The following is a 22,609-nucleotide window of genomic DNA, read 5'->3' as shown; positions in this document are numbered from 1 at the left end:
CGAGACCGTTCGGTGCCGCGCGCGGCTCTCATGATCACGCGCGGCTCCCGGTTGCATAACGAAAGTAGTCAGGAGGCGGTGCCGACCGGCGATCTTTACGGCACTCTAGAGGGGGCGGTTTCGGATGTGCCGCCGGTGCACGGTGTAGGGGCGGTGGATCGCATGGGCGAGCGTAGCGAGCGGGTAGTGGGCACGGCCGAACCGCCGGCACGTGTCGGAGCCGAGCGTCGAGGTGCGGGCATGGTCGAACGTGAGAAACGCAGCGATGCCGGGCCGGGGCAGGCATTACTGCTGACGGCGCCCGAACCCGCGGATCTTCCTGCGGTGGAACCGAATCCGCGTGGACATCAGCCGGGAGAGCGGTGTCGCGAGCCTGGCTGTGGCGATTGTCACTGGGATGTGCAGCGGTTCAAGTACTGGTTGCGTGGACGGCTGCTGGCCGAGGGCGCCGACGACGCCGAGGTCGACAGGTCGGTGGGCGCGCAGACCCCGGGTCTGTTGTGGCGCAGCGGATCTCGGATCTGCGCGATCGAAGTGTGCAGCGCGCCGGTACATGTCGGATTCGCGCTCGAGCGCACGGCCCGACTGCGCGCGGTGGGTGTCGACGAGGTGCTGTGGCTGTGCCCGCCCGGATTCTGGGTGGCGCAGGTGCCGGGTGTGGCCGTGGACGATTTCGCGGCCGACGGTTGTGACTATCGGGTGGTGTCCGGCCTGCTCGAGGCCGGTCCGAACGGGCTCGCACGGCCGCGGGAACAGGCGTGGACGGTGCGGGAATTCATGCAGGAGTGGGTCGCCGCGGAGGTTGCCTTCGGATATCGCGACGAGACCGCAGGAGGTTGGGCGACGGTGAGCACGTGGGAGCAGCACACGCGGACGCAGGCCGCGGTGATCGCGCAGCAGCGTCAGGAACTGGTGAATCAGCGCACGGCACTGGCCTTGGCCCGCAAGGCGACTCGGGACAAGGCAAAACAGGTGCACAAGCTCCTGCACCGGCTCGAGCGGGCCGAGCAGGTCGCCGAGGAACTCGACGGCGCGCGCCGTCGCCTCGCCGATCACAGCCGGATCGATGCCACGTTGCGTCTGACGGTCGCGCGCCAGCGCACGGCGGTCATGCACTGGCAGTTGATCACCTGCTTCGCCTTGATGGTGATTGTGGCCTTCGTCGCCTCGGCGATGATCCTGCGCTGAGCCGATCGGCGAACACGGGGCGAACGGCGCTGTGGGCGAACTGGTTCGGGCTGATCACCCCTGGCGGATCAGCCGGAACGGTCCGCGCTCCCAGCGCCAGCCGTGCCGCAGCACCATGGCGCTCAGATCGGTGAGCTGGATATCGCTCTCGCCGCGGTAGCGGCGGAATTCGGTCCAGTCCACCGGCCCCTCGGCCAGTCGGTTGCGCAGAATGTTCTCCGCATGCGCGGGAACCGTGTGCGCGCGCAGGTCCGGTTCGCTCATCCGGCTTCCGGTGAACACCAGGTGACCCCAGCCGCGCTCGTGTGCCGCGGCGCGAGCGGCCGCGAGTTTGATCCGGTTGCCGTGCACCGCGATCCGGGCCAGCGGGACGACATCGATCAGCAGCGCCCGCCCGTCGGCGAGCCGGGCGGCGGCGGTGGGGTAGTGCAGCCGGTCGACCTCGTCGAGGCGGTAGTCGACCGCGAGCGGACGTTCGGTGTAGGTGGCGACCTGTTCGCTCTCGTCGAGCATGCGCAGCAGTCGCGCCTCCAGCGCCGTGTCGAAACTCGTTTCGCGGCCGAGCTTCTCGGCGAATATCGAACCGCGGGCGTCGTCGGCGGTGTCCACCGTGGTCAGTGGCAGCTCCGGCAGCGGCGTGGGGTTCCCGCTCGTCCAGTCCGTGTGTCGGATCAGTGGAATCAACTGTCCGGCAACCGGTTCGGTGAATCGCGGGACGGCGTGCCAGCGGCCGCGCTGCTGCCATCCGGCGATCTGCTGGAAGACGAAGCCCGCCACGCGTTTCGCGTCCATCAGAGCGTGCCCGGCCAGCCGCAACCGCAGATAGGCCAGATCCTGTCCGGCGATATCGGTATCGGTCGCGTAGATCTCGCCGAGCAGGGTCCGTACCAGCCGCTGATCACCCCAGTCGACCGGATAGCGGGCGGCGAAGATCGCGGTATCGGGCAGGCCGGTGGCCTGCACCCGGCGCACCATCTGGCCGACGGCGCGAGTATACAACTGGCGCACGCGATCTCGGGACAGTTCGTAGCGGGCCCCGATGAGGGTGAGCGTCTCGGGGCGTTCGCCGTCCAGGCCGAGCCGCTGGGTGATGAACTCACCGTCGCGCGGACGCTCCTGTGCCTGCTCGGCGACCATCGCGGCCACCGTCTCGTCGATCTCCTCGAGTTCGAACGTGACGGTGTCGCGCAGGTCGTCGGGCACGCCGGTATGCCCGTCCACGGTCCGGCTCATCCTCACCACCTGTATTTTCGGCCTCCGCTTCGCTCCGGCGTATTCGCGGCCCCCTGAGTCTCGCCGCTCGGCCCCGTGTCGGGCACTCGTTCCTCGCACCCGCCACGCGTCCGAGCGGCGAGACGGGCCGCGAACTGTGTTGCTGGTGTCGCTCCGTTTCGGCGGGTTCCCGGGTTTGCCGCTCGGCTCGGTGTCGGGCACTTGCTTCTGGCGCCCGCTACGCGTCCGGGCGGCAAGTTGTGCCGCGAACCGTCTGCTTTCGCTCGTTCGTTCGAACAGCCTAGCCTGGCGGCCGGTCAACGGATGGGAAGCGGTGCTGTGTCGGCTCGCGCGGTTGCCGGGTTCAGTCGCTTTCCGGACGTCCCGCGACGCCGTAAACGGTCGCGGCCAGCGCTACCGCCCAGCCTGCTGCGGATGCGATGGCCAGCAGGTGGATCGCGCCGATGAAGTGTGCGCCGGTGGGGGACCCCGCGATCGCGCCGAAGATCGCCACGCCGCCGGCGGTGCCGATCTGCCGGGCGGTATTGGAGGTGCCCGTTGCCAGCCCGGAGCGATCGCGTGGTGTCGCACGTACCACCGCCGCCACGACCGAAGCGGTGACCAGTCCCGCACCGCAGCCCAGAAGTCCGAATCCGGCCAGCAGCCAACCGATTCCGCCGTCGGCCGACAGCCGGGTCAGCAGTAGTGTTCCGACGATCGCGATGACGCATCCGGTGGCGACGGCCGTGCGCGGACCGCGTCGCGCGGTGATGCGGCCCGATACCGGCGCGAGTACGACCAGCGGCACCGCTAGTGGCAGCACCGCCAGCCCGGACAGCAGTGGCGAGCAGCCCCGGACATCCTGCAGATACAGCGTGGTCACGAACAGCAGTCCGTTGAAGATCAGGTTCATGGTCAGTGCCACCACGTTGGGGCTCAGGAAATCCTTGCGGCGCAACAGGTCCAGGGGAAGGACCGGATTCGCGCCGCGTGCGGAGGAAGTCAGCGCGGTGGTGAGGGCCGCGGCGGTGACGACAGCCGCGGCGGTGATCGTGGGCCATCCGGCGTGGTGGCCGATCGAGATGACGGTGAACACCAGTCCACCCAGTCCGACGACGAATCCGGCCAGGCCGACCGGATCGATCCGCTCGCGATCCACGCCCGGACGACCCGGCACCGTGCGCAGTGTCGCGAGGATGACCAGCGCGGTCAGCGGCACGTTGATCCAGAACACCGGACGCCACCCGAGCCACCCCGTGAGCAGCCCGCCCAGCAGCGGCCCCGCGGGCAGGGCCAGCGAGGAGATCGCCGCCCAGGCGCCCAGCGCGCGCGCCTGGTCACCGCGATCCGGGAACACCTCCACGATGACCGCCATCGTGCCGGGCAACAGCAGCGCCCCGCCCACCCCCTGCACGATTCGCGCCCCGATCAGCACTCCGATATTCGGTGCGAGCGCACAGATCAGCGAGGCCGCACCGAATACCGCGAATCCGGTGAGCAGTACGCGCCGATGCCCGATCCGGTCGCCGATGGTGCCGCCCGCCAGGAGCAGTCCGGCGATGGCGACGACATATCCGTCGACCACCCACTGCAACATCGCCACATCCGAATGCAGTCCATGACCGATGCTGGGCAGCGCGACATTGACGATCGTGACGTCCAGCAAAACCAGAAACATGCCCGCACACATCGCGCCCAGTACCCGGCCCGGCCGAACCCGCTGAGAGTGCCCGACATTCGGGCTCGAAATGCTCATGCCGCCAAGTGTTTCCCCGAAAAACTTCGGCGTGCGCCGAAGAATGAGCGCGCGGCCGTGGCATCAGGATGCGGTCATATTTCGGTGATTACCGAAGTGTCGGCGGGGCAGACTGGTGGGATGACGGATGAGCGGCCGCTGTACGGATATGCCGATGTTGCGGCGATCGGGGCGCTGTTGGCGGATGCGACGCGGGCGCGGGTTCTGCTGAGCCTGGCCGATGGTCGGGCGCTGCCGGCGTCGGTGCTCGCGGCGGAGGCGGGGGTTGCGGCCTCGACGGCCAGTGAACATCTCGCGCGGCTGGTGGACGGGGGATTGCTGAGTGTGGAGCGGTCCGGCCGCCATCGTTACTACCGGCTGGCCGATGCGCGGGTGGGTACCGCGCTCGAGGCGGTGGCCGCGCTCGCGCCGACCCGTCCGGTGCGTTCGCTGCGGGAGTCCGGGCGGGCGGCGGCTCTGCGGCGTGCTCGTAGCTGCTACGACCACCTGGCCGGTCGGCTCGGCGTTGCGGTCACCGAGGCGCTGCTCGACCACGGGGCCCTGATTCGCACCGACGGTCTGCCCGGGGCCGAACGTGCCGACGGGGACCGGTTGTCCGCCCCTGTGCGCGCGCATCCGTACGAGTTGGGCCCCGACGCCGAGCCGGTCTTCGCGGCCTTGGGCGTCGACCTGGGCGCTGCTCGCGCCCAACGCCGCCCGCTGCTGCGTTTCTGCGTCGACTGGAGCGAACAGCGCCACCACCTCAGCGGAGCCCTCGGCGCGGCACTGCTGACCCGGATGGAATCAGCCGGTTGGGTGGTCCGGCACAACACTCGCCGGGCCCTGCAACTCACCGATCCGGGCGCTCGCGCTCTGGACCGCATCCTCGGCGTCGAACTCGCCGCCTGAGCCAGGAGTGAATTCGAGAGCTGTCGAACAGGATTCGTGCGGATCGCAGTGTTCCGGCGACGTGGTCTGCGTTCGGATCGTCGAACCGGAGGATGTCGTGTGATGTGTATCACATTTGCGTGCTGTCATATTTCGTCGGCCGGCGGTGTCTCGGGGGCATGACTGAACACAACACACAGCACAGGGTGGTCGTCGTCGGGGGCGGGTATGCGGGGACGGTGGCGGCCAATCGGTTGCGCAAGCGGGACGACGTTCACATCACGATGGTCAATCCGCGTCCGGCCTTCGTGGATCGGGTGCGGTTGCATCAGCTGGTGGCCGGGACCGGTGTGGCGACGATCGATTACGAGACGTTGCTCGGTGCGGGGATCGAGCTGGTGGTCGACACTGCCACGCGTATCGACACCGCCACTCGCACAGTGCGATTGGCGTCGGGGCGCGGGCTGGGCTACGACCATGTCGTCTATGCGGTCGGCAGCACCGAGGCCGCGCCCTCGGTGCCCGGTGGGGACGAATTCGCCTGCCGTATGGGTGAATTCGAGTCCGCGCGCCGGTTGCGGGCCCGGTTGGACGAACTGCCCGCCGATGCGCCGATCACCGTGGTCGGTGGCGGGCCGACCGGTATCGAGACGGCCGCCGAACTGGCCGAGCAGGGATGGGGCGTGACGCTCGTCTGCGGTGGGACGCTGATGCCCTCGCTGAGTGCGTCGGGTCGCCGATATGTCGCGAAATGGTTGTCGCGGCAGGGTGTTTCGGTGCTCGAATCCGATCCGGTCGGCGAGGTGCGCGCGGATGCCGTCGTGCTGTCGGGTGGTGCGGTGCACCCGAGTGGCTTGACCATCTGGACGACAGGTTTCGGCGTGCCACAGCTGGCGGCTGCGAGCGGACTGCGCACCGACGCGATCGGCAGGTTGCTCACCGATGAGACGTTGACCAGCATCGATGACGACCGCGTCGTCGCGACCGGTGACGCCGCTGCACCGTCGGGTCAGCCGCTGCGGATGAGCAGCCAGGCCGCCGGGGCACTCGGCGCGCAGGCCGCCGACACGGTGTTGAGCCATATCGCGGGGGCCCCTCCGGCTGTGGTCGACGTGGCTCTGACCGGAACATGTCTGAGCCTGGGCCGCCGCATCGGCGTCCGGCAGCTCGCGCACAAGGACGACACCGCGATGAATCTGTACATCGGCGGTCGCGCGGGCGCCAGAATCAAGGAGGTGACCTGCAATTTCGCCGTGGGAAAGATTCGCCGCGAGGCCCGCAAGCCCGGTTCGCTGGTATGGGTGAAGGGCGGCCCGCGCCCCGATTCGCGCGATGTCGCGCCCGCGGTGACCTCGGTATGAGCGCCGACGAGCATGCCGAGCGGTTCACCCTGCTGCGACCACTGCTGTTCACGATCGTCTACGAAATCCTCGGCTCGGCAACCGAATCCGACGACGTCCTGCAGGACAGCTATCTGCGCTGGGCCGAGGTGGATCTGGCGACGGTCCGGGACACCAGGTCGTATCTGGCCCGATTGGTGACCCGCCAAGCGCTGAACGCGGTGCGCGCCGGCGCCCGCAGACGCGAGGACTACGTCGGCCCGTGGCTGCCCGAACCGCTGCAACTCGCCGAACCGGACGCCTCGGCGGATGTGGTGCTCGCCGAATCGGTCTCGATGGCCATGCTCGTCCTGCTGGAAACCCTCGGCCCCGACGAACGGGCGGTCTTCGTGCTGCGCGAGGTGTTCGGTTTCGAGTACCCGGATGTCGCCGCCGCGGTGGGCAAATCGGTCATGACGGTGCGTCAGGTGGCGCACCGTGCTCGCGAGCACGTGCGGGCGCGGCGCAGACGTTTCGAACCGGTGGATGCCGCGCGGATCACCCGGATCACCGAACAGTTCATGACCGCGACGAGCACGGGGGACACGCGCGGACTGCTCGACCTGCTGGCCCCGGACGTCGCGTTCATCGCCGACAGCGGCGGCAAGGCCGTGGCGGCGCGGCGGCCGGTGCTGGGGGCGGCGCGGGTCGCCCGGTATCTGATCGACCTGTTCCGCAAAGCCGAGAACGCACCCGGTCTGCGGATCGAGACGGTCAACTGCAACAGCACTCCCGCGATGGCCGTCTACTCCGGTGATCGGTTGGAGGGGGTGTATCTGATCGAGGTGGTGAACGACGTCATCACCACCTTCTACGCCGTTCGCAACCCCGACAAGCTCACTGCGGCAACGGTTCCCCGGCATATCAGCCGCTAGCGGCGGCGAATCGGTGGCGTGGGCGTCCGAGGCAGTTCGCCGCGGTTGTTCACGCCACCGCGGGCCCGCGTCGCGAACGGTATTCGAGTCCTGCCGGACCTAGTGCGTCAGCTCGGCCAGGTCCGCGCCGATCGGCCGACCGGTGACCTGCCGAAGCAACGGCGAATAGATCAGCGGCACAACGATTTCGACGACGATCATGGCGATGTAGAACCAGTGGGGCCAGCCGACGTAGGCCACGGTCAGCAACCGGACCAGCCCGCCGACGAAGAACACCAGCATCAGCAGGTGGATCAGGCCCGCGTAACGGTCCAGATCCCTTGCGGCCCACACGCACAGCAGCCCGTAAGCCAGGAACAGCACCATCACCATGCGCATATCCCCGTCCAGGGTGGCGTTCGGGGTGTTCGCCCCGATGATCGTGCGCGGTCCGATGAAAATGTGCGCCAGCGCGATGAGTGCGCAGGCGACGCCGAAAATGATGAGGAACCAACGCAATACGGCTCGCACAGCTGTCCCTTCCCCTGGGCTAGTAGACATGTGTCAACTAGTGTTTCGAGCGTAACCGCGTTAGTACACACGCGTCAACTAGTCTGGGGTGATGCCGCCTCGTCGCCGACTGACGCCCGAACAACGTCGCGCCGAACTGCTCGACGTCGGCGCGCAGGTGTTCGCCGAACTGCCCTACGACCGGGTGCAGATGGATCGGATCGCCGAACGGGCCGGGGTATCCCGCGCCCTGCTCTACCGCCATTTTCCGACCAAGAGCGCCCTGTTCGCGGCGATCTACCGTCGCGCGGCCGAGGCGCTGCAGGCGGTGGTGCACATCGATCCGGAGCTCCCGCTGACCGATCAGGTGGCCGCGGGTCTCGACGCCCATCTGGAGTATTTCGCGACGAACCGCAATACGGTCCTGGCCGCAAACCGCGCCCTGTCCGGCGATCCGGTCGTCCAGGCGATCGTCTTCGGCGAACACACCGCCATGCGCGAGGTGATGCTCACTGCCCTCGGGCTGGCCGGACCCGCCCGCGAACTGATGTCCTCCCTGCTCACCGCATGGCTCATGTTCGTGCACACCCTCTGCCTGGAATGGCTCGAGCACGACACGCTCACTCGGGAGCAGGTCCAGACCACCTGCCTCGGCGCACTGGAAGGCGCACTCAGCGCCCTGCGGACCTGACCTCGAGCCGGTCCCACTCGGCCGACTCGGAACCGGCGACGATGCGGCCGGTGACCAGCCCGTCCGCCGAGAACCTCACGCCGCTACGAGGTGACCGGGCGATTCGATATGGCGAATCGTCCCGCGCAGGTGACCCTGGAACTGCATCGCGGCACGAAGGTCTCGCCGCCGCCGATGGACAGCAAGAAATCGGATCTCACCCCGCGGGCCGGTATCAGCACCCAGAGGTCGGACCCGACGACGTCCGCCGACTCAGCTCCCGGCGGACATGCCGTCGAATTGCCGTGCCGGACCGCTGAATTCGCCGTTCTCTCGGGCCACGATGCATTCGGCGGCGAAGGCCAGGACCTCGAGGTGGTAGGCCGTCGCGGTATGTCCGATGCTGATGTTGTGTCCGGAGTTCTGCTGAATGTTCAGCACCAGGCGCGGAACGGCGGAAAACAGTTCGGCGATCTCGAGCAGACCGGCGGGATCGTTGCGCCAGACCTGCTCGTGGTCGGCGACGGTGAAACGCACCGGAATCCGTACGCGCGGGCCCAGTTCCGGGAAGTGTTCGGCCGCCCACTCCTGCACCAGCTTCCCTTCGAATCCCGGTCCGCTGGAACCGATCAGCCCGCCGCCGACATGTTCGGGCGGGTACAGCCGCGCGGGCTCCCACAGCAACCGGCCCACCTTCACATTGTCGGGCCGGGGTCGCACGGCGAGGATCTCCTCGGCGGCGGCCTGCCGCTGTCGTCCGGTGCCGGAGAGTTCCAGGCCCAGGAGTTGCGGACCGCGCTCGGCGTCGGCGGCCATCCGGACCGCGGTCTCGCACCCGGCCGAATGCGCCAGCAGAAACACCCCGGCGCCGCGCGATGCCGTGTCCAGATGATGGTCGATGGCGCGGTACATGAGTTCGACGCGTAGTTGCGGGTCTGCCAGCTGCGTGCCGTACGGGTGCGATCTGCCGTAACCGGGCCGGTCCAGCGCCAGCACGGTGAATCCGGCGGCGGCCGCGGTGCGCAGCAGCGACAGGTCCGGATGACCCGGGCAGTCGAAGTACAGCGACGTGGTTGCGCCGCCGTGCAGTGCGACCAGGGTCGCGCGCGGATTACGCGCCCGCGCGAGCAGTCCCGAGATCGGGATCCCGTCGATCTCGGCGACGACCGGTTGTGGATCGCCGTCGGCGAGGAGGGGGAGGTCGTTGTCGGTGACGGTCATGCGGGGATCCTTTCCGCCCGTGGCCTGCGCATCGGTACCGGCCCGACCGGCGCTGATCTTGCGAGAATCGTCCTCTCGTTGGATCGAGATTATCTTCTCGGTTTTTGAGAATACAAATTACAGCCCGAGTTGTGAGGAATGTCCCATGAGGTGGTGGGGTGGCGGGCGCTGTCGTCGTCCTTCGTATCCTGAGCTGTGGCCCTGGGCCGGGAACTGTTGTCGAACAGGATTTGGAGTGGTGACTGTGAAACTGATCGGTGTGATCGGTGGCGGCACGATGGGCGCGGGCATTGCCGAGGTATGCGCCAAGGCCGGAAGTGAGGTCCTGGTTCTCGAGACGAGGCAGGAGCTGGTCGAAGCCGCGCAGCAGCGGGTCGCCGCGTCGATCTCGCGCGGTGTGAGCAAGGGCAGGATCAGCCAGGAGGACGCCGACGCGGCGATCGCGCGCGTGCGGGTGACGCTGGACATCGACGACTTCGCCGATCGTGATCTGGTGGTGGAGGCGGCTCCGGAGATCGAATCGCTGAAGTACGAGATCTTCGGCAAGCTCGACAAGATCGTCAAGCCCGCCGGAATTCTGGCCACCAACACCTCCTCGATTCCGGTGATCAAGGTCGCGGGCGCGACCCAGCGTCCGGAGCAGGTGCTGGGCATGCACTTCTTCAACCCGGTCCCGGTGATGCCGCTGGTGGAGATCATCTCGACGCTGGTCACCTCGCCGGAAACCGCCGCCGCGGTCACCGATTACGCGAAGAACACGCTGAACAAGACCACCGTGCAGGCCGGTGACCGGTCCGGGTTCATCGTGAACGCGCTGCTGATCCCGTACCTGTGTCAGGCGGTGCGGATGCTCGAATCGGGCTACGCGTCGGCCGAGGACATCGACGACGCGATGAAGGGCGGCTGCGGCTACCCGATGGGTCCGCTGACGCTGCTGGATACCGTCGGCCTCGATATCGCGCTGGCCGCGTCGGAGTCGCTGTACGCCGAATTCGCCGAACCGCACTACGCACCCCCGGCGCTGCTGCGCCGCATGGTCGATGCGGGTCGCCTGGGCCGCAAGACCGGTCGCGGTTTCTACAACTACAGCTAGACGAGCCCGGCGGGCCCGAGGCAGGGCCCGCCGCACCTCGTGTGCCGCTCGTCGTGGCGATCTCAGTCGAGGTGTCGCAGGCCAGGCCACAACTGTGCCCAGGTTCCGAGTGGCTGGGTGCACAGGTAGATGGCGGCGTGCTGGGCGGTCTCCTGATCGGTCAGTCCGTCCGGCAGGGTCAGGGGTGCGATTTCGATGACCTGGGACCAGAAGCGGTGCAGGTAGGTGGTGTTCCACTGGCCCACGCACGGGACGGTGTCGGGTGTGCCCGGCGGCGGACCCCAGAGCAGATAGTTGTTGTGGCCGCTGAGCACCGTGCGGTGCAGTCCGGCCGCGGGGCCCAGGATGCTCACCGCACCGGCCTCGCCGTAGTTGCTGGCGAAGATGGGGACCTCGGCGGGCAATGGTGCTGCGGCACGGGCGATCTGGTCGACGAAGCCGGGCCAGCCGTAGGTCTCCATGGCCTGCGGGTCGACCGGCCGCAACGCGGTCTCCGCGCGGGGCGGGAGCACCGGCAGACCGATCACGATCGCGAGCAGTGCGGATACGGCCACCGCGAGCGGCCAGCGCCAGCGTTTGGGCGCGAGCCCCTCGACCCGTACCGCCCCGGCCGCGAACAGGCCCGCCAGCACCGGAGCGGCATAGTAGACCTTGCCGCCGCTGACGGTGAACAGCAGCAGGACTACGACCGAGGCTGCCAGCAGCCAGCGGTGCTCTCGCCCGTCGTGCGAAATCAGGTGGCGCACACCGGAATACCACAGAGCGATCAACGGCGGACCGGCCAGCAGCGAGACCAGTGTCGGGATCTGGGTCAGCGCACCGAGCGGGCCGCCCTGCTGATCGGCCAGCGCCTGCGCCATGTGCAGATTCGCCCACTGATGTCGCGCGTCCCAGATGATGTTCGGCACCGCGATCAGGATCGCCAGCACCCCGGCCAGCCAGGGGCCGCGCCCGCGCAGCGCGTCCCGTCGGAACGCCAGCAGGCCCACGACGATGCCGATCAGCAGCACCGCGAGAGTGTCCTTGGTCTGCAATCCGATACCGGCCACCAGCCCTGCGGTGAGCCAGGCACGGGTCGTGCCGGACCGCAGGGCCCTGGCCGTCAGCACGAGTACCGCCACCCAGCTCAGCTGATCGAGCACCGTCGTGCCGAACAGCATCGAGGCCGCCACGAACACCGGGCACGCGGCGACCGCCGCCGCGGCCAGGGTCTGCGCACGCCGTCGACCGCCGAATTCGGCGGCCAGTACGGAAGCCAGTAGGACACAACCGATCTGCGCTGCGATCGCCAGCAATCGCAGCGGCAGCACCCCGCCGGGCAGCTCGGCGGCCAGCCGCGCCAGCAGCGGGGCCAACGGCGGCTGATCGACATAACCCCAGTCCGGATGCCTGCCGCACAGGACGTAGTAGAACTCGTCGCGATGCCAGCCGAAGCGTGTGGCCACCAGCAGATGCACGATCGCCGCCACCGCCGCGATCACGAACACCGGCCGTCGAGCGATCGGCGGCCGCCCGCGATCCTCGGATCGCCCAGGCGGAACAGGATTCTCCGCGATGTCTGCCCGGTCGCCCTCGGTCACGGCCCACTCCTCGAAGTGAACGGCTCGAACGCAGTCGCCGGAACGAGTGCGATCCTGCCGCAGCTGACGGACCGTTCTGCGGCTGGTCGAGTGGCCGAGCATCGCCGAGCGGGGTCGGATGCGACGCCGCGTGAAATATGCAGTCACACATCGTCACTGCCACTGCGAAGCCTTACCGGCCACGGAGAACCACCGAAATCCGTGCTCCGGGACACCCATTGGCCGTCACGTTCACCCGAGAGGCGGTACATGTGCATCGTCCGCGGCGACGGCGAGGCGTGCTTGGACGACATCCCGCTGAACTGGAGTGCCGCCGTGCCCGACTGGCCGCACAGGAGGTGTGACGGCCGTGGGGAGTGAAAGCGAATTACTCCGACTCGGCCTCGCGGCGTGCGCGGCGGGCCGCGCCGACGGCGCGTTTGGCGATGGCCCAGCGGTGTACCTCCGAGGGGCCGTCGTAGATGCGGAACGGGCGTACTTCCCGCGAGAGCCGCGCCAGCGGCAGATCTCCGGATACGCCCAGGCCGCCGCACATCTGCACGCTGCGATCGACGATCCGGAAGATCGCTTCCGCGGCAAAGGTTTTCGCGATGGAGGTGGCGTTGGCGGCGGGCTCGCCCCGATCGAGTTCCCAGCACGCCTGGGTGAGCAGTGCGCGGGTGGCCGCGATATCGATCTCGTTGTCGGCGATCATCTTCTGGATCATGCCCAGATCGCCCAGCCGCGATCCGAAGCCCTGACGTTCGGCCACATGCGCCACCGCGACGTCGTGGCCGCGGCGAGCGGCGCCCAGCCAGCGCATCACATGCGTCATCCGGGCCGGGCCCAAGCGCACCTGCGCGTATTCGAAACCGCGGTCGACCGCACCCAGCACCGCCGAATCCGGGACCAGTACGTCGTCGAAGAACACCTCGCAGTGCCCGCCGATCATCGACTTGTCCAAGGTCTCGATGTGGCGTTCCACGCGGATGCCGGGAGTGTGGGCCGGGGCCAGGAACATCGTCGCCCCGCCGCGCTGGCCCGGCTCACCGGTGGTGCGGGCCATGATGATGAAGAAACCCGCGCCGTCGGCGCCGGTGATGAACCATTTGTGGCCGTTGATCCGCCAGCCGCCCTCCGCGCGCACCGCGCGGGTGGCCAGGGCCGAGGGATCCGAACCCGCCCCGGGAGCCGGTTCGGTCATCGCGAACGCCGAACGGACGTCGCCGCGGGCGAGGGGTTCGAGGAACTGCTGTTTCTGTTCGGGATTCGCGATGTGGGCGAGCATGTGCACATTGCCCTCGTCGGGCGCCGCGATATTCAGGGCGGTCGGGCCGAACAGTGAGTATCCGGCCTCCTCGAAGACCGGTGCCCGATTCGACATGCCCAGACCGTGTCCGCCGTACTCGACCGGCGCGTGCGGTGCGAAGACGCCCGCGTCGCGGGCGGCCTGCTGCATCTCGACCCGGTTCGCGTCCCCGCCCGCCGCGGCGATGTCGCCACCGTGCGCGTCCTCGATCGGCAGGATCGTGGTGCGGACGAATTCGCGCGTGCGCTCGGCCAGTTCGCGAATTTCGGCTGGGTGGGACAGATCGATCGCCACAGTCACTCCTCACCTGTCGGCCCGAACGTACGCTCGGCTGGGGTTCGTAGGAACATTGCCATGCAGCGATTACCTCTGTCAAAAGCGGAGATGTGCGAACTTCGAGTGTTCGGATATCCTGAACAGATGGATTCCGGGGACCGTTCCGCAGACGATATCGGCGCTCGGCTGCGAGCCGCGCGGACCGCGGCCGGTATCTCCCTTCGGGAGACCGCGCGTCGCATCGGCGTCAGCCCGGCCACGCTCAGCGCCATCGAGAACGGCCGGACCGGCGTCTCGGTACCGCGGCTGCGAACCCTGGCGAAGGAGTTGGGCACGACGGTGCCGCTGCTGATCGGTGAGCGGGATTCCGCACCGCGGCCCGATCGTCCCGAGCGAGGCCGCGCGGCTACCGCCACCGAGCGATCCGACCGCAATTGGCGTGAATTCCCGCCGCTGCCGACCGATCCGGTGCTCGAGGCGGCCGTCGATTCGTTCGTGGAGACGGGGTACCACGGTGCGACGATGCGTTCGATCGCCGACCGGGCGGGGATGAGTGTGCCCGGCGTCTACCACCATTACCCCGACAAGCAGCAGTTGCTGGTGCGAGCCTTCGATCTGACGATGGAGGAGTTGCACTGGCGGGTACCGGCCGCACGCGGGCAGGGCCGGACACCGGTCGACCGGCTGGCCTGCACCGTCGAGGCCCTCGCGCTGTTCCACACCCACCGCAGGAAGCTGGCATTCATCGGCGCCAGCGAGATGCGCAGCCTGACCGAACCGAACCGCAGACGAATCACCGCTTCCCGCAACGAGATCCAATATCAACTCGATGCGGCGATCGCCGAGGCCGCCGATGCGCACGGCCCGGCCGACGACCGGATCCACATCGCGGGCCGCGCGATCGCGACCATGTGTACCGCACTGCCGCAATGGTTTCGGCTCGACGGGCCCGTCACGCCGGAGCAACTCGCCACGCGGTACGCCGATTTCGCGCTACGGCTGATCGGACTCGATACAGCCCGACCGTGAACTCCGGTACGGCGATCGGCGATGATCCGATCTCAGCGCACGTCGGGGGACATCGATCGGGTGCGTTCAGTACGCGGGACCACTGCGCGCGTATCGGGCCGGTGTCGTGCCGAGGATCCGCTTGAAATGCCGGGTCAGATGCGGCTGGTCGTGAAAACCCGTGGCGGCTGCCACATCTCGCGTCGGCATACCGCGCAGTAGCAGTGGCCGGGCCAGATCGACCCGGCGCGCGATCAGGTACCGGTGGGGCGGCATACCGAACTCGCGGCCGAAGGCGCGGATCAGGTGGGTGGGGTCGGCATGGAGTTCGGCCGCGGCCTCCTCGAGGGAAATACCTTGCGCAACATGGGAATCGAGCAGATCTCGGAGGCGGTGCGCGAGTCCGGGATCGGCGTGCCGAGCGGGTGGATCGATGCCCTGCAACAGGGTGTCGAGGCGATCGTGGATGAGCGTGAGACGTCCGGCGGCCTCGAATTCCTCACCCGGAGTGGCGAGTACGGCATGCAGCTGGCGGATGCGCAGGTGCAGTAGCGGATCGGCGAACGTCGGTGTGTCGACCGCGGAGCCGATCATCGTCTCGGGCAGGTGATCGGTGTCGAGGTAGAGCACCCGCTTGCGGAATCCGTGCGCGGTCGCGGCCTGACCATTGTGCGGGACGTGCGGCGGCAGCAGCGAGACCGCCGAACCCAGGACGCCGTATTCGTGTCGGTCCAGGTCGTAGCGAACCGCGCCCTCGTCGACGATGAGCAGAGTCCACGCGTCATGCGCGTGCATCGGATAGACGTGCTCGACGAATCGGGCATGAAACACCTCGACGATGCCCGGAACCCGGGGCTGCCAGGCCCGGACCTGCTCGACTGCGCCGGCAACCATGCCAGAATCGTACAAGCCTTCGCGGACCCGACCGGCGCAGAGTCGTCGCATGGAGAATGTGCGTTTCGATACCAAGATCGCGGTCCTGCTGCGCGACGACCTGCCGGTGTGGCAACGGTTGAATGTGACGTCCTTCCTGGTCAGCGGGCTGGGGACGGTGCTGCCGGAGGTGATCGGCGAACCGTACGAGGATGCCGACGGCACCGCGTACCTGCCGATGTTCCGGCAGCCGGTCCTGGTCTTCGAGGCCAGCAAGGAGACGTTGCAGTCCGCACACTCGAAGGCGCTCGCGCGCGGACTGCACACGGCGGTGTTCACCTCGGACCTGTTCGCCACCGGCCACGACGCCGCCAACCGAGCCGCGGTGCGCGCGGTCGGCACGGATTCGCTCGACCTGGTCGGACTCGCCGTCTATGGACCGCGCAACGTCGTGGACAAGGTGAGCAAGGGTGCGCGCATGCATCCGTGAGCCGTGAGCCGTGAGCCGTGAGCCGTGAGCCGTGAGCCGTGAGCCGTGAGCCGTGAGCCGTGAGCCGTGAGCCGTGAGCCGTGAGCCGTGAGCCGTGAGCCGTGAGCCGTGAGCCGTGAGCGCATCGGTTGGCCCGGCGACGCGGATCGGTCATCACGTGAGCGATGTGGGTGTGCGGCGGCTGCGCACGGTTGTGACGTGGGTGTTCGCGGGGGTCGTCCAGGATGCGGTGTGGCGGTCGAGCTAAGATGCATCTTGTGTCTATGACGTATTCATCCGCCGAGCGGGCCTATCGAGAGGTCAAGGAGCGGATTCTGGGCGGTGCGCTGCCCGGTGGCGAATTGATCAGCGAGGGGGAGGTCGCGGCCGATCTGGGAACTTCGCGCACTCCGGTGCGCGAGGCATTTCTGCGGTTGGAGGCAGAAGGGTGGATGCGGCTGTATCCCAAGCGCGGTGCGCTGGTGGTGCCGGTGCCGCCGGGGGAGGCCGAACATGTCGCGCACGCTCGGTACGTCGTGGAGACGGCCGCGGTCCGTGCGCTGGCCACCCTCGACCGGACCGCGCTGCTGGCGGAGTTGCGCTCGGTGATCGAATCGCAGCGCGAGCTGGCCGCGGCGGGGGATCTGGAGCAGTTCGCGGCCCTGGACACCGAGTTCCACCGCGGGGCCGTGGCCGCCGCGGGCAATCCGCTCCTGACCGGGTTCTACGACTCGTTGCGGGAGCGGCAGCGTCGAATGAACAGCCTTGCGGTGCAACGCCGTTCGGGTAATGCGGCGCAGATCGTGGCGGAGCACGCGCGCCTGGCCGATGCAATCGAGTCCGGTGATGCCGACGGCTTCGCCGCGTTGCTCGTCGAGCATCTGTCCGGGGTGCACCAGTTGGAATTGCGGGGTTTGTGATGACGAGTTCGGTGGTCGAGGTCGAGCGCGCGCCCGGTGTGCTCGCCGCGCCGCGGGCCTGGCGGGGCGTGGGTGCGGCGATGTTCGTGATCGCCTGGGGCGGTAACGAATTCACGCCGTTGCTGGTGATGTACAAGAATCACGGGCTGTCGGTCACCACCGTGGACGTCCTGCTGTTCGACTACGTGCTGGGCATCGTGCCCGCACTGCTGATCGGCGGCCCGCTCTCGGATCGGTTCGGACGGCGCAGGCTGATGCGCCCGGCGCCGTTCATTGCCGCGGCGGCGTCGTTGCTGCTGGCTTTGGGAGCCGATTCGGTGGCGCTGCTGTCGGTCGGCCGGGTGCTCTCGGGCGTGGCGCTGGGGTTGGCGATGGCCGTGGGCGGTAGCTGGGTCAAGGAGTTGTCGCAGCCGCCGTATTCGTCGGCGGCGGCGGTCGGGACCGGTGCGCGGCGTTCGGCGATGAGTCTGACCGCGGGATTCGCACTCGGCGCAGGTGTGGCCGGAGTGCTGGCGCAGTGGGCGCCGTGGCCGCATTCGCTGGCATATCTGGTGAATGTCGCGCTGTGTGCGGTGGGCGCGGTCTGGGTGATGCGTGTTCCGGAAACTGTGGTGCGACAATCGAATCCGGGGCGTCTGCGGGACGATCTGCGTATTCCGTCGCCCGGACACCATCGGTTCCTGGGCGTCGCGCTGCCGGTGGCGGTGTGGGTGTTCGCTTCGGTCGGCACGGCCTACGCGGTCCTGCCGACGTTGCTGGCCGGAAAGGCGCACAGTCTGCAGATCGGCTTCTCGGCACTGCTCACGGTGTTGACCCTGGGCTGCGGATTCCTGATCCAGTCGGTGGCCCGGCGGATCGATCGTCCCGGGGTGGCGCGGATCGCGGCGCTCGCGCTGGTGCTGGTCACGGCCGGAATGGTGCTCGCGGCGGTCGCGGCCACCACGCTGACGCTCTGGATCGCGTTGGTCGCGGCGGCGGTGCTGGGTGCCGGGAACGGCATCGGACTCGTCGCCGGGTTACAAGAGGTCGAGCGCATCGCCGAACCGCAGGATCTGGCGGGGCTGACCGCGGTCTTCTACTCGGTCTGCTACATCGGCTTCGGCCTGCCCGCCCTGCTGGCTCTGCTGAATCAGACCACCGGGCTCGGCTATCCGGTCATGCTCGTGGCCGGAGCGCTGGTCGCACTGGCCTGCCTGGCAGTGGTGCTGCGGAACTACCGTGCGAAGCTCGAAATAAGCTGAGCCCCAATGATATCCGGCCACAAGCCGGAGGAGGGAGCGGCCGGGCTCGTGGTGTGATGGACGCCGCGAGCCCGGCCGTTGTATATCGGCAGCCGGTGGCTAGCCGGCGCTGCCGGTGGGTGCGCCGCCGGTGACGGTGACCGTCGTGGGCGCCGTGGACGAGGTGTAGTCGTGTGAACCCAACGGCGGGGTGTGGTACGCGCAGAACGCCTGCGCGTGGATCGGGCCGTTCGGCAGATTCCGGATCGAGACGGTGATCGTCCGGCCGGGACCGGCGTACGAATCCTGGCCGCCGCTGCCGAAGACGGTCTTGTTGTCGGTGTCGGTTGCCCAGCACACGGTGCCCTGCTGGGTGTTCTTGTTGTGCACGGTCGCGGTGACCGTGCCCGGTCCGGACGCCGTGAACTGCACGTCCGGCGCCGCCAACGCGGGCGCGGCCGAGGCCGCGGGCATCACGAGTACCGCGAACGCCGCGGGGGTCGCGACTGCCACGGCTGCCGCCACACGTGTCCATGCTGGTCGTCGCATCTGTGTAATCCTTTGTTCGGATCGACCTTCCGGGGACATTGTTGCCCAATCCGCTCGGTCACGCTGACGGAAAGCTCGGCTCATACGGTTCGCCACTGCGGGCGGCTCGAGCCGCGAGGCACCAGCGGCGGGTCCGGCCAGGCGGGTGCGGTGTGCGAGAAACGGACCGGCGGAGCGAGCATGTGCACGTCGCCGAGCGGGCTCGCGGCGTCGTAGGCGGCGGGGTCGAGCAGGGTGTGCCGATCGGCCGAGCCCGCGTCGGCCGGATCGACCAGGCCGAGCGTTCGATACCACATCGCGGTGCGGGTGAGGTTGACCGTGACGTGCCACGAACCGCCCTCGGTACTGCGTTTCACGAGTGCGGCCAGCGCGCCGATGGCCCCCATGTAGCCGGTGATGAAATCGTTGATCATGCCGGTGACGGGCAGTTTCGGATGCTCGTCGCCGCCCTCGATGCTCATCAGGCCCGAGGCGGCCGAGCCGTTCATGTCGAAGCCGCCGCGGGTCCGCCACGGACCTTCGGAGCCGTAGCAGGTGACCGAGACGACGATGATCCCCGGATATCGGGCCGCGAGCTGCGCCGGATCGAGACCGAGCCGCTCGAGTTTGTCGCCGCGATGGTTGTTGACCACGATGTGCGCATCCGCCAGCAGCCGCTCGGCGCGTTCGCGGCCGGAGTCGGTATTCAGGTCGACGTAGGCGCTGCGGGAGCCGACGTTGGCCTCGGCATAGATGAAATCGTGCTCGTAGTCGTTGGGGCGGGTGGCGCACAGTACGTCCGCACCCTGTTCCGCGAGGGTGCGCCCGACGGTCGGACCGGCGATGGCGTGGGTGAACGACAGTACTCGGATGCCATCCAAAGGCCGTGCGGCCGAACCGAAGTCGGCTACCGGCGCGTCCGCGATGCGCTGTAGTCCGATCACCGGCCGGGTGGCCAGCAGCGCGCCCTGCGGGTGTGCGAGCCATTCCTCCGGGGTCCGCGCCACACACAGCGGGAGTCCGGCGGCGTTCGCGGCTTCCTCGAGTTCGAAGGCGTCGCGTGCGGCGAATGCCGCGGCGACCTTCGCGTAATCCGGTGGGACGTCCAGGAATCGGCACCATTTCGCGGCCAGATGCGGATACACCCCCGAGGCCATCACGGTGCGACCGTCCGCGGTGCGATACGGCGCGAGCAGGAACGGATTGTCCGCGACCAGCGGGAACGGCGGCAACTCACCGGCGAGGGTGGGATGCCAGAACGCGTGCGGGGTGATGCCGTGCACGGCCTGGCGCAGGTCCAGGTGCAGATCCTGCGCGGGCCCACCGCGACGACGATGCACCGCGACCGCGCCGACGGCCGCACCCATCAGCGGGATGCCGATGGACGCGCCCAGCCGATGTCGCGCGGCCAGGATCGGATCCTGCCCCTCGAAGGCGACCGCACCCCCGGCGTCGGCTGCCGACAATCCGGTACTCGCGAGGAGATCGTCCAGCGCGGCGAGGTGATCGAGCTCGCCCTCATCGGCGACCGGTCGATGTTCGATGGTCATGGCGTCTCCTGCCGGTTCGGGAATCTATCGGCTTGTGTCGCTTGATATTTCGGGTAGTGGGCGGGGCGAGGACGAGATCGGCCGACGGCGCTGGGACATCGGCGTCGTCGATTCCCTCGCGGCCGGTCGGTCATGAGATGGGCAGCTGCGGGCCGAGGTCAGTGGATGGATGCGTGCATGAGGTAGACGTTGTAGTGCCGCCATTCGGACAGGGTGAAGTACAGGTCGTGGTCGGTGGACCAGGGGTGCATGAAGCCGCCGTACCCCGAGGGGTAGTCCGCGGTGCTCAGCAGGGTGGCGGGGGCGGACCAGATGCCCTGCGGGGTAGTGGATCGACGCAGCACCAGCACGTTGTTGTCCGCGTCGAGGTAGCTCATCTCCCAGCGGCCCGCGGCGGTGTCGTAGCGGACCGAGAGCTCCCCGGCGATACCGGACATGATCGGGCTGGCCGACAGTTCCATCCCCGTGCCGCCCGGTGAGGGCGCCTGGAGGGTCGGCCGCCAGAAGCCGTCGATCCAATATTGGTATGCCGATTTGTTCAGCACGTCGGCCTGCGGGACGCGTGCGAGCGCGATGGTGCCGAAACGTCCGTTGGGCGTGCCGAACATGTAGACGTATCCGTCGTGCGGCGCCATCGCCACCACCTGGAACTGGCCCTGACCGAAGACGTTGTCCCATCGGACGTGCTCGTCGTCCACCCAGGTCTGCCCGCCGTCGTCGGAATAGGCCAGGCCGCCGTAGTTGGTCCACCAGCGACTCGGCTTCTTGGACCAGCGCGCCACCGACATGTAGCTCAGGTACTGCCGATCGCCCAGCGCGAAACCGGACGTCGGGATGACGGTGATCTCGAAGTTGTTCACCTTGTAACTGCCGAGCACCTCGGTGGCGTGACACGGCGCGTCGGAGACCATGGTGTCGATCTTCATCCCGTGCGCGAGGTCGCGATCGGAGCTGAAGCCCAGGACATTGCTGCGCCAGTCCCCACCGCTGGGTCCGCCGTCCTGGAATCCGGTGCCGAACGTGTCGCCGAAGGCGACGGCGACCCGGCCCGGTGCGGATTCCCACATCAGGCCCAGATCGGTGTCGTTCACCTGCCAGCGCATATCGGTGCGGTTCTGCGATCCGGGTCCGGTCAGCTGCGTCACGGGGTAGACGTCCCCGATCCGGAACGGCGCGAGCGCGTGCGTGACGGGTGCGGGTTGCACCGGCGGGTGAACCACGGGCGGAAGTGGTTGCGGGCGTGGGCCGGTGACGTCCGGGCCGAGCAGTGTGACGGGCAGCGGGATCACCTCCGGCTGCGGGACGATCTGCAGCTTCGGCAGCTGCCACGGGGTCGGGGGTGCGGAACTGGCCGGGGGTGTGGTGCTGGGCGGCGTGGTGGTCGGCGACGTCGTGGTCGCCGGCTTCGGCGGACCTTCGGGCCAGGTCGGCGTGCCCGGCGGGATCGGATACGAGGTCCGCGCGCGCCCACCGGCCAGTTGCGGGCACGGATTGGCGCACAGATCGGCCGGGAGCGCCGCCGGTGCGATCCGGGTGTTGTGCACCTGCTTGGGAATCTTCACCGGGGTGATCTTGGGCTGCACCACCTGAACCTGGATGGTCGGCGGCTGCGCCGGTGCGGGCGGCGGGACCGGGACGGCCGGATTCGGCGTGCGGGCCTGCGGATCGAAACCGGCTTCGCCACAGGCGTTCACGGGCGCTGGCGCCCACGGCAGCGGGGCGGCGGCGCCGGGCTGCGCGGTGGTCACGGTCATCACGATCACCGCAGCGGCAACGGTAGCGTCTCGCAGCACCCGGTCGGCTCCTCGCAGGGGTTCACAATCCAGTTCTCACCACAGACCTTAATCCGTATGCCCGCGCGGCGCGCCCACACCACCGGGCGACCGGAACAGGTATGGGCTCGCCCTGCGCACAACCCTTGTCGCAGGCCGGGCGTGCGGCCATAGTTCGTCGATACGACGTGTTCCCTACGGTTGCAAAGGAGCTGGGATGATCCTGATCGTTCCGCTGACCCGGCGCCGCACCGTCGATCTGATGCGCCTGGCCTCGGCCACCTGTCGCGGCTGATCGTCGGCGCCGGTCCGGCGCCGCATCCACCGCATCGGTACGTCCCGTGGCGTACCGCTGGTTCAGTCGATCCGTAACAC

General features: G+C 68.4%; 20 protein-coding genes. 10 read left to right on the top strand and 10 right to left on the bottom strand.

What is annotated here, in order from left to right; translation table 11 throughout:
- The first annotated feature begins 240 nt into the window (after positions 1-240).
- The gene (locus tag ON40_RS16990) at positions 241-1,188 is read left to right on the top strand and encodes a hypothetical protein (protein ID WP_245567837.1); all 948 of its coding nucleotides are present in this window, start codon (positions 241-243) and stop codon (positions 1,186-1,188) included.
- Positions 1,189-1,242: 54 nt separating this feature from the next.
- On the opposite strand, the gene ON40_RS16985 is transcribed toward ON40_RS16990, so the two are convergent.
- Together ON40_RS16985 and ON40_RS16980 are read right to left on the bottom strand one after the other, a co-directional pair.
- Positions 1,243-2,421, bottom strand: a complete 1,179-nt coding sequence (locus tag ON40_RS16985) for a sigma-70 family RNA polymerase sigma factor (protein WP_040823529.1) — start codon at positions 2,419-2,421, stop codon at positions 1,243-1,245.
- A gap of 343 nt (positions 2,422-2,764) precedes the next feature.
- Positions 2,765-4,156, bottom strand: a complete 1,392-nt coding sequence (locus tag ON40_RS16980) for an MFS transporter (RefSeq protein ID WP_051193184.1) — start codon at positions 4,154-4,156, stop codon at positions 2,765-2,767.
- Between the two features lie 120 nt (positions 4,157-4,276).
- Between ON40_RS16980 and ON40_RS16975 the strand changes: the two genes are divergently transcribed.
- The 3 genes from ON40_RS16975 to sigJ all read left to right on the top strand — a co-directional run bounded on the left by ON40_RS16975 (position 4,277) and on the right by sigJ (position 7,277).
- Positions 4,277-5,044 (top strand): ArsR/SmtB family transcription factor, encoded by a 768-nt coding sequence (locus ON40_RS16975; RefSeq protein WP_085997722.1) that lies wholly within the window; start codon positions 4,277-4,279, stop codon positions 5,042-5,044.
- A gap of 158 nt (positions 5,045-5,202) precedes the next feature.
- Entirely contained in the window at positions 5,203-6,384 is a 1,182-nt protein-coding gene (locus ON40_RS16970) for an NAD(P)/FAD-dependent oxidoreductase (RefSeq protein WP_040824399.1), read from the top strand.
- Positions 6,381-7,277 (top strand): RNA polymerase sigma factor SigJ, encoded by an 897-nt coding sequence (gene sigJ, locus ON40_RS16965; RefSeq protein WP_040823524.1) that lies wholly within the window; start codon positions 6,381-6,383, stop codon positions 7,275-7,277. Before ON40_RS16970 ends, sigJ begins: the two co-directional genes overlap by 4 nt.
- Before the next feature lie 99 nt (positions 7,278-7,376).
- Here sigJ and ON40_RS16960 read toward each other — a convergent pair whose 3' ends face one another.
- Positions 7,377-7,787, bottom strand: a complete 411-nt coding sequence (locus ON40_RS16960) for a DUF4345 domain-containing protein (RefSeq protein WP_245567836.1) — start codon at positions 7,785-7,787, stop codon at positions 7,377-7,379.
- A gap of 91 nt (positions 7,788-7,878) precedes the next feature.
- Here ON40_RS16960 and ON40_RS16955 point away from each other — a divergent pair, with 91 nt between their 5' ends.
- Positions 7,879-8,457 (top strand): TetR/AcrR family transcriptional regulator, encoded by a 579-nt coding sequence (locus ON40_RS16955; protein WP_040823521.1) that lies wholly within the window; start codon positions 7,879-7,881, stop codon positions 8,455-8,457.
- A 252-nt stretch (positions 8,458-8,709) separates the two neighbouring features.
- Here ON40_RS16955 and ON40_RS16950 read toward each other — a convergent pair whose 3' ends face one another.
- The gene (locus ON40_RS16950) at positions 8,710-9,657 is read right to left on the bottom strand and encodes an alpha/beta hydrolase (protein ID WP_040823518.1); all 948 of its coding nucleotides are present in this window, start codon (positions 9,655-9,657) and stop codon (positions 8,710-8,712) included.
- 244 nt (positions 9,658-9,901) lie between these two features.
- On the opposite strand from ON40_RS16950, the gene ON40_RS16945 reads away from it, so the two are divergent.
- A complete protein-coding gene (locus tag ON40_RS16945) occupies positions 9,902-10,750 on the top strand; it encodes a 3-hydroxybutyryl-CoA dehydrogenase (RefSeq protein WP_040824394.1) in 849 nt (282 codons plus the stop codon).
- Positions 10,751-10,812: 62 nt separating this feature from the next.
- Here ON40_RS16945 and ON40_RS16940 read toward each other — a convergent pair whose 3' ends face one another.
- Together ON40_RS16940 and ON40_RS16935 are read right to left on the bottom strand one after the other, a co-directional pair.
- Complete coding sequence (locus ON40_RS16940) at positions 10,813-12,330, bottom strand: glycosyltransferase family 39 protein (RefSeq protein WP_245567835.1); 1,518 nt, start codon at positions 12,328-12,330, stop codon at positions 10,813-10,815.
- A gap of 367 nt (positions 12,331-12,697) precedes the next feature.
- Positions 12,698-13,912, bottom strand: a complete 1,215-nt coding sequence (locus ON40_RS16935; protein WP_040824389.1) for an acyl-CoA dehydrogenase family protein — start codon at positions 13,910-13,912, stop codon at positions 12,698-12,700.
- Between the two features lie 126 nt (positions 13,913-14,038).
- On the opposite strand from ON40_RS16935, the gene ON40_RS16930 reads away from it, so the two are divergent.
- Entirely contained in the window at positions 14,039-14,923 is an 885-nt protein-coding gene (locus ON40_RS16930; protein ID WP_040823514.1) for a TetR-type transcription factor C-terminal domain-containing protein, read from the top strand.
- A gap of 66 nt (positions 14,924-14,989) precedes the next feature.
- On the opposite strand, the gene ON40_RS16925 is transcribed toward ON40_RS16930, so the two are convergent.
- Positions 14,990-15,796, bottom strand: coding sequence for an AraC family transcriptional regulator (locus ON40_RS16925; protein ID WP_040824387.1), 807 nt, complete (start codon positions 15,794-15,796; stop codon positions 14,990-14,992).
- Positions 15,797-15,845: 49 nt separating this feature from the next.
- Between ON40_RS16925 and ON40_RS16920 the strand changes: the two genes are divergently transcribed.
- From ON40_RS16920 to ON40_RS16910, 3 genes are all read left to right on the top strand, one after another.
- Positions 15,846-16,265, top strand: a complete 420-nt coding sequence (locus ON40_RS16920) for a DUF2000 domain-containing protein (protein ID WP_040823512.1) — start codon at positions 15,846-15,848, stop codon at positions 16,263-16,265.
- 263 nt (positions 16,266-16,528) lie between these two features.
- Positions 16,529-17,164: a GntR family transcriptional regulator gene (locus ON40_RS16915; RefSeq protein ID WP_040823510.1), complete on the top strand. Its 636-nt coding sequence runs from the start codon at positions 16,529-16,531 to the stop codon at positions 17,162-17,164.
- Entirely contained in the window at positions 17,164-18,405 is a 1,242-nt protein-coding gene (locus tag ON40_RS16910) for an MFS transporter (RefSeq protein ID WP_040823508.1), read from the top strand. Before ON40_RS16915 ends, ON40_RS16910 begins: the two co-directional genes overlap by 1 nt.
- A gap of 99 nt (positions 18,406-18,504) precedes the next feature.
- Here ON40_RS16910 and ON40_RS16905 read toward each other — a convergent pair whose 3' ends face one another.
- From ON40_RS16905 to ON40_RS16895, 3 genes are all read right to left on the bottom strand, one after another.
- The gene (locus ON40_RS16905) at positions 18,505-18,933 is read right to left on the bottom strand and encodes a hypothetical protein (protein WP_157186311.1); all 429 of its coding nucleotides are present in this window, start codon (positions 18,931-18,933) and stop codon (positions 18,505-18,507) included.
- A gap of 80 nt (positions 18,934-19,013) precedes the next feature.
- Positions 19,014-20,462, bottom strand: coding sequence for a CoA transferase (locus tag ON40_RS16900; protein ID WP_040823502.1), 1,449 nt, complete (start codon positions 20,460-20,462; stop codon positions 19,014-19,016).
- Between the two features lie 158 nt (positions 20,463-20,620).
- Positions 20,621-22,255 (bottom strand): glycoside hydrolase family 183 protein, encoded by a 1,635-nt coding sequence (locus ON40_RS16895; RefSeq protein ID WP_040823500.1) that lies wholly within the window; start codon positions 22,253-22,255, stop codon positions 20,621-20,623.
- Between the last annotated feature and the right edge of the window lie 354 nt (positions 22,256-22,609).

It is taken from the genome of Nocardia jiangxiensis NBRC 101359, assembly GCF_000308615.1.
GTDB classification, from domain to species: Bacteria; Actinomycetota; Actinomycetes; order Mycobacteriales; family Mycobacteriaceae; genus Nocardia; species Nocardia jiangxiensis.
This window is presented reverse-complemented; position numbering and strand designations above follow the sequence as displayed.

What these genes read in the sequence shown, in the direction of transcription:
- ON40_RS16990 (WP_245567837.1), top strand. Translation starts at nt 241, where the DNA reads ATGGTCGAACGTGAGAAACGCAGCGATGCCGGGCCGGGGCAGGCATTA.
- ON40_RS16985 (WP_040823529.1), bottom strand. Translation starts at nt 2,421, where the DNA reads ATGAGCCGGACCGTGGACGGGCATACCGGCGTGCCCGACGACCTGCGC.
- ON40_RS16980 (WP_051193184.1), bottom strand. Translation starts at nt 4,156, where the DNA reads ATGAGCATTTCGAGCCCGAATGTCGGGCACTCTCAGCGGGTTCGGCCG.
- ON40_RS16975 (WP_085997722.1), top strand. Translation starts at nt 4,277, where the DNA reads ATGACGGATGAGCGGCCGCTGTACGGATATGCCGATGTTGCGGCGATC.
- ON40_RS16970 (WP_040824399.1), top strand. Translation starts at nt 5,203, where the DNA reads ATGACTGAACACAACACACAGCACAGGGTGGTCGTCGTCGGGGGCGGG.
- sigJ (WP_040823524.1), top strand. Translation starts at nt 6,381, where the DNA reads ATGAGCGCCGACGAGCATGCCGAGCGGTTCACCCTGCTGCGACCACTG.
- ON40_RS16955 (WP_040823521.1), top strand. Translation starts at nt 7,879, where the DNA reads ATGCCGCCTCGTCGCCGACTGACGCCCGAACAACGTCGCGCCGAACTG.
- ON40_RS16950 (WP_040823518.1), bottom strand. Translation starts at nt 9,657, where the DNA reads ATGACCGTCACCGACAACGACCTCCCCCTCCTCGCCGACGGCGATCCA.
- ON40_RS16930 (WP_040823514.1), top strand. Translation starts at nt 14,039, where the DNA reads ATGGATTCCGGGGACCGTTCCGCAGACGATATCGGCGCTCGGCTGCGA.
- ON40_RS16925 (WP_040824387.1), bottom strand. Translation starts at nt 15,796, where the DNA reads ATGGTTGCCGGCGCAGTCGAGCAGGTCCGGGCCTGGCAGCCCCGGGTT.
- ON40_RS16920 (WP_040823512.1), top strand. Translation starts at nt 15,846, where the DNA reads ATGGAGAATGTGCGTTTCGATACCAAGATCGCGGTCCTGCTGCGCGAC.
- ON40_RS16915 (WP_040823510.1), top strand. Translation starts at nt 16,529, where the DNA reads ATGACGTATTCATCCGCCGAGCGGGCCTATCGAGAGGTCAAGGAGCGG.
- ON40_RS16910 (WP_040823508.1), top strand. Translation starts at nt 17,164, where the DNA reads ATGACGAGTTCGGTGGTCGAGGTCGAGCGCGCGCCCGGTGTGCTCGCC.
- ON40_RS16905 (WP_157186311.1), bottom strand. Translation starts at nt 18,933, where the DNA reads ATGCGACGACCAGCATGGACACGTGTGGCGGCAGCCGTGGCAGTCGCG.
- ON40_RS16900 (WP_040823502.1), bottom strand. Translation starts at nt 20,462, where the DNA reads ATGACCATCGAACATCGACCGGTCGCCGATGAGGGCGAGCTCGATCAC.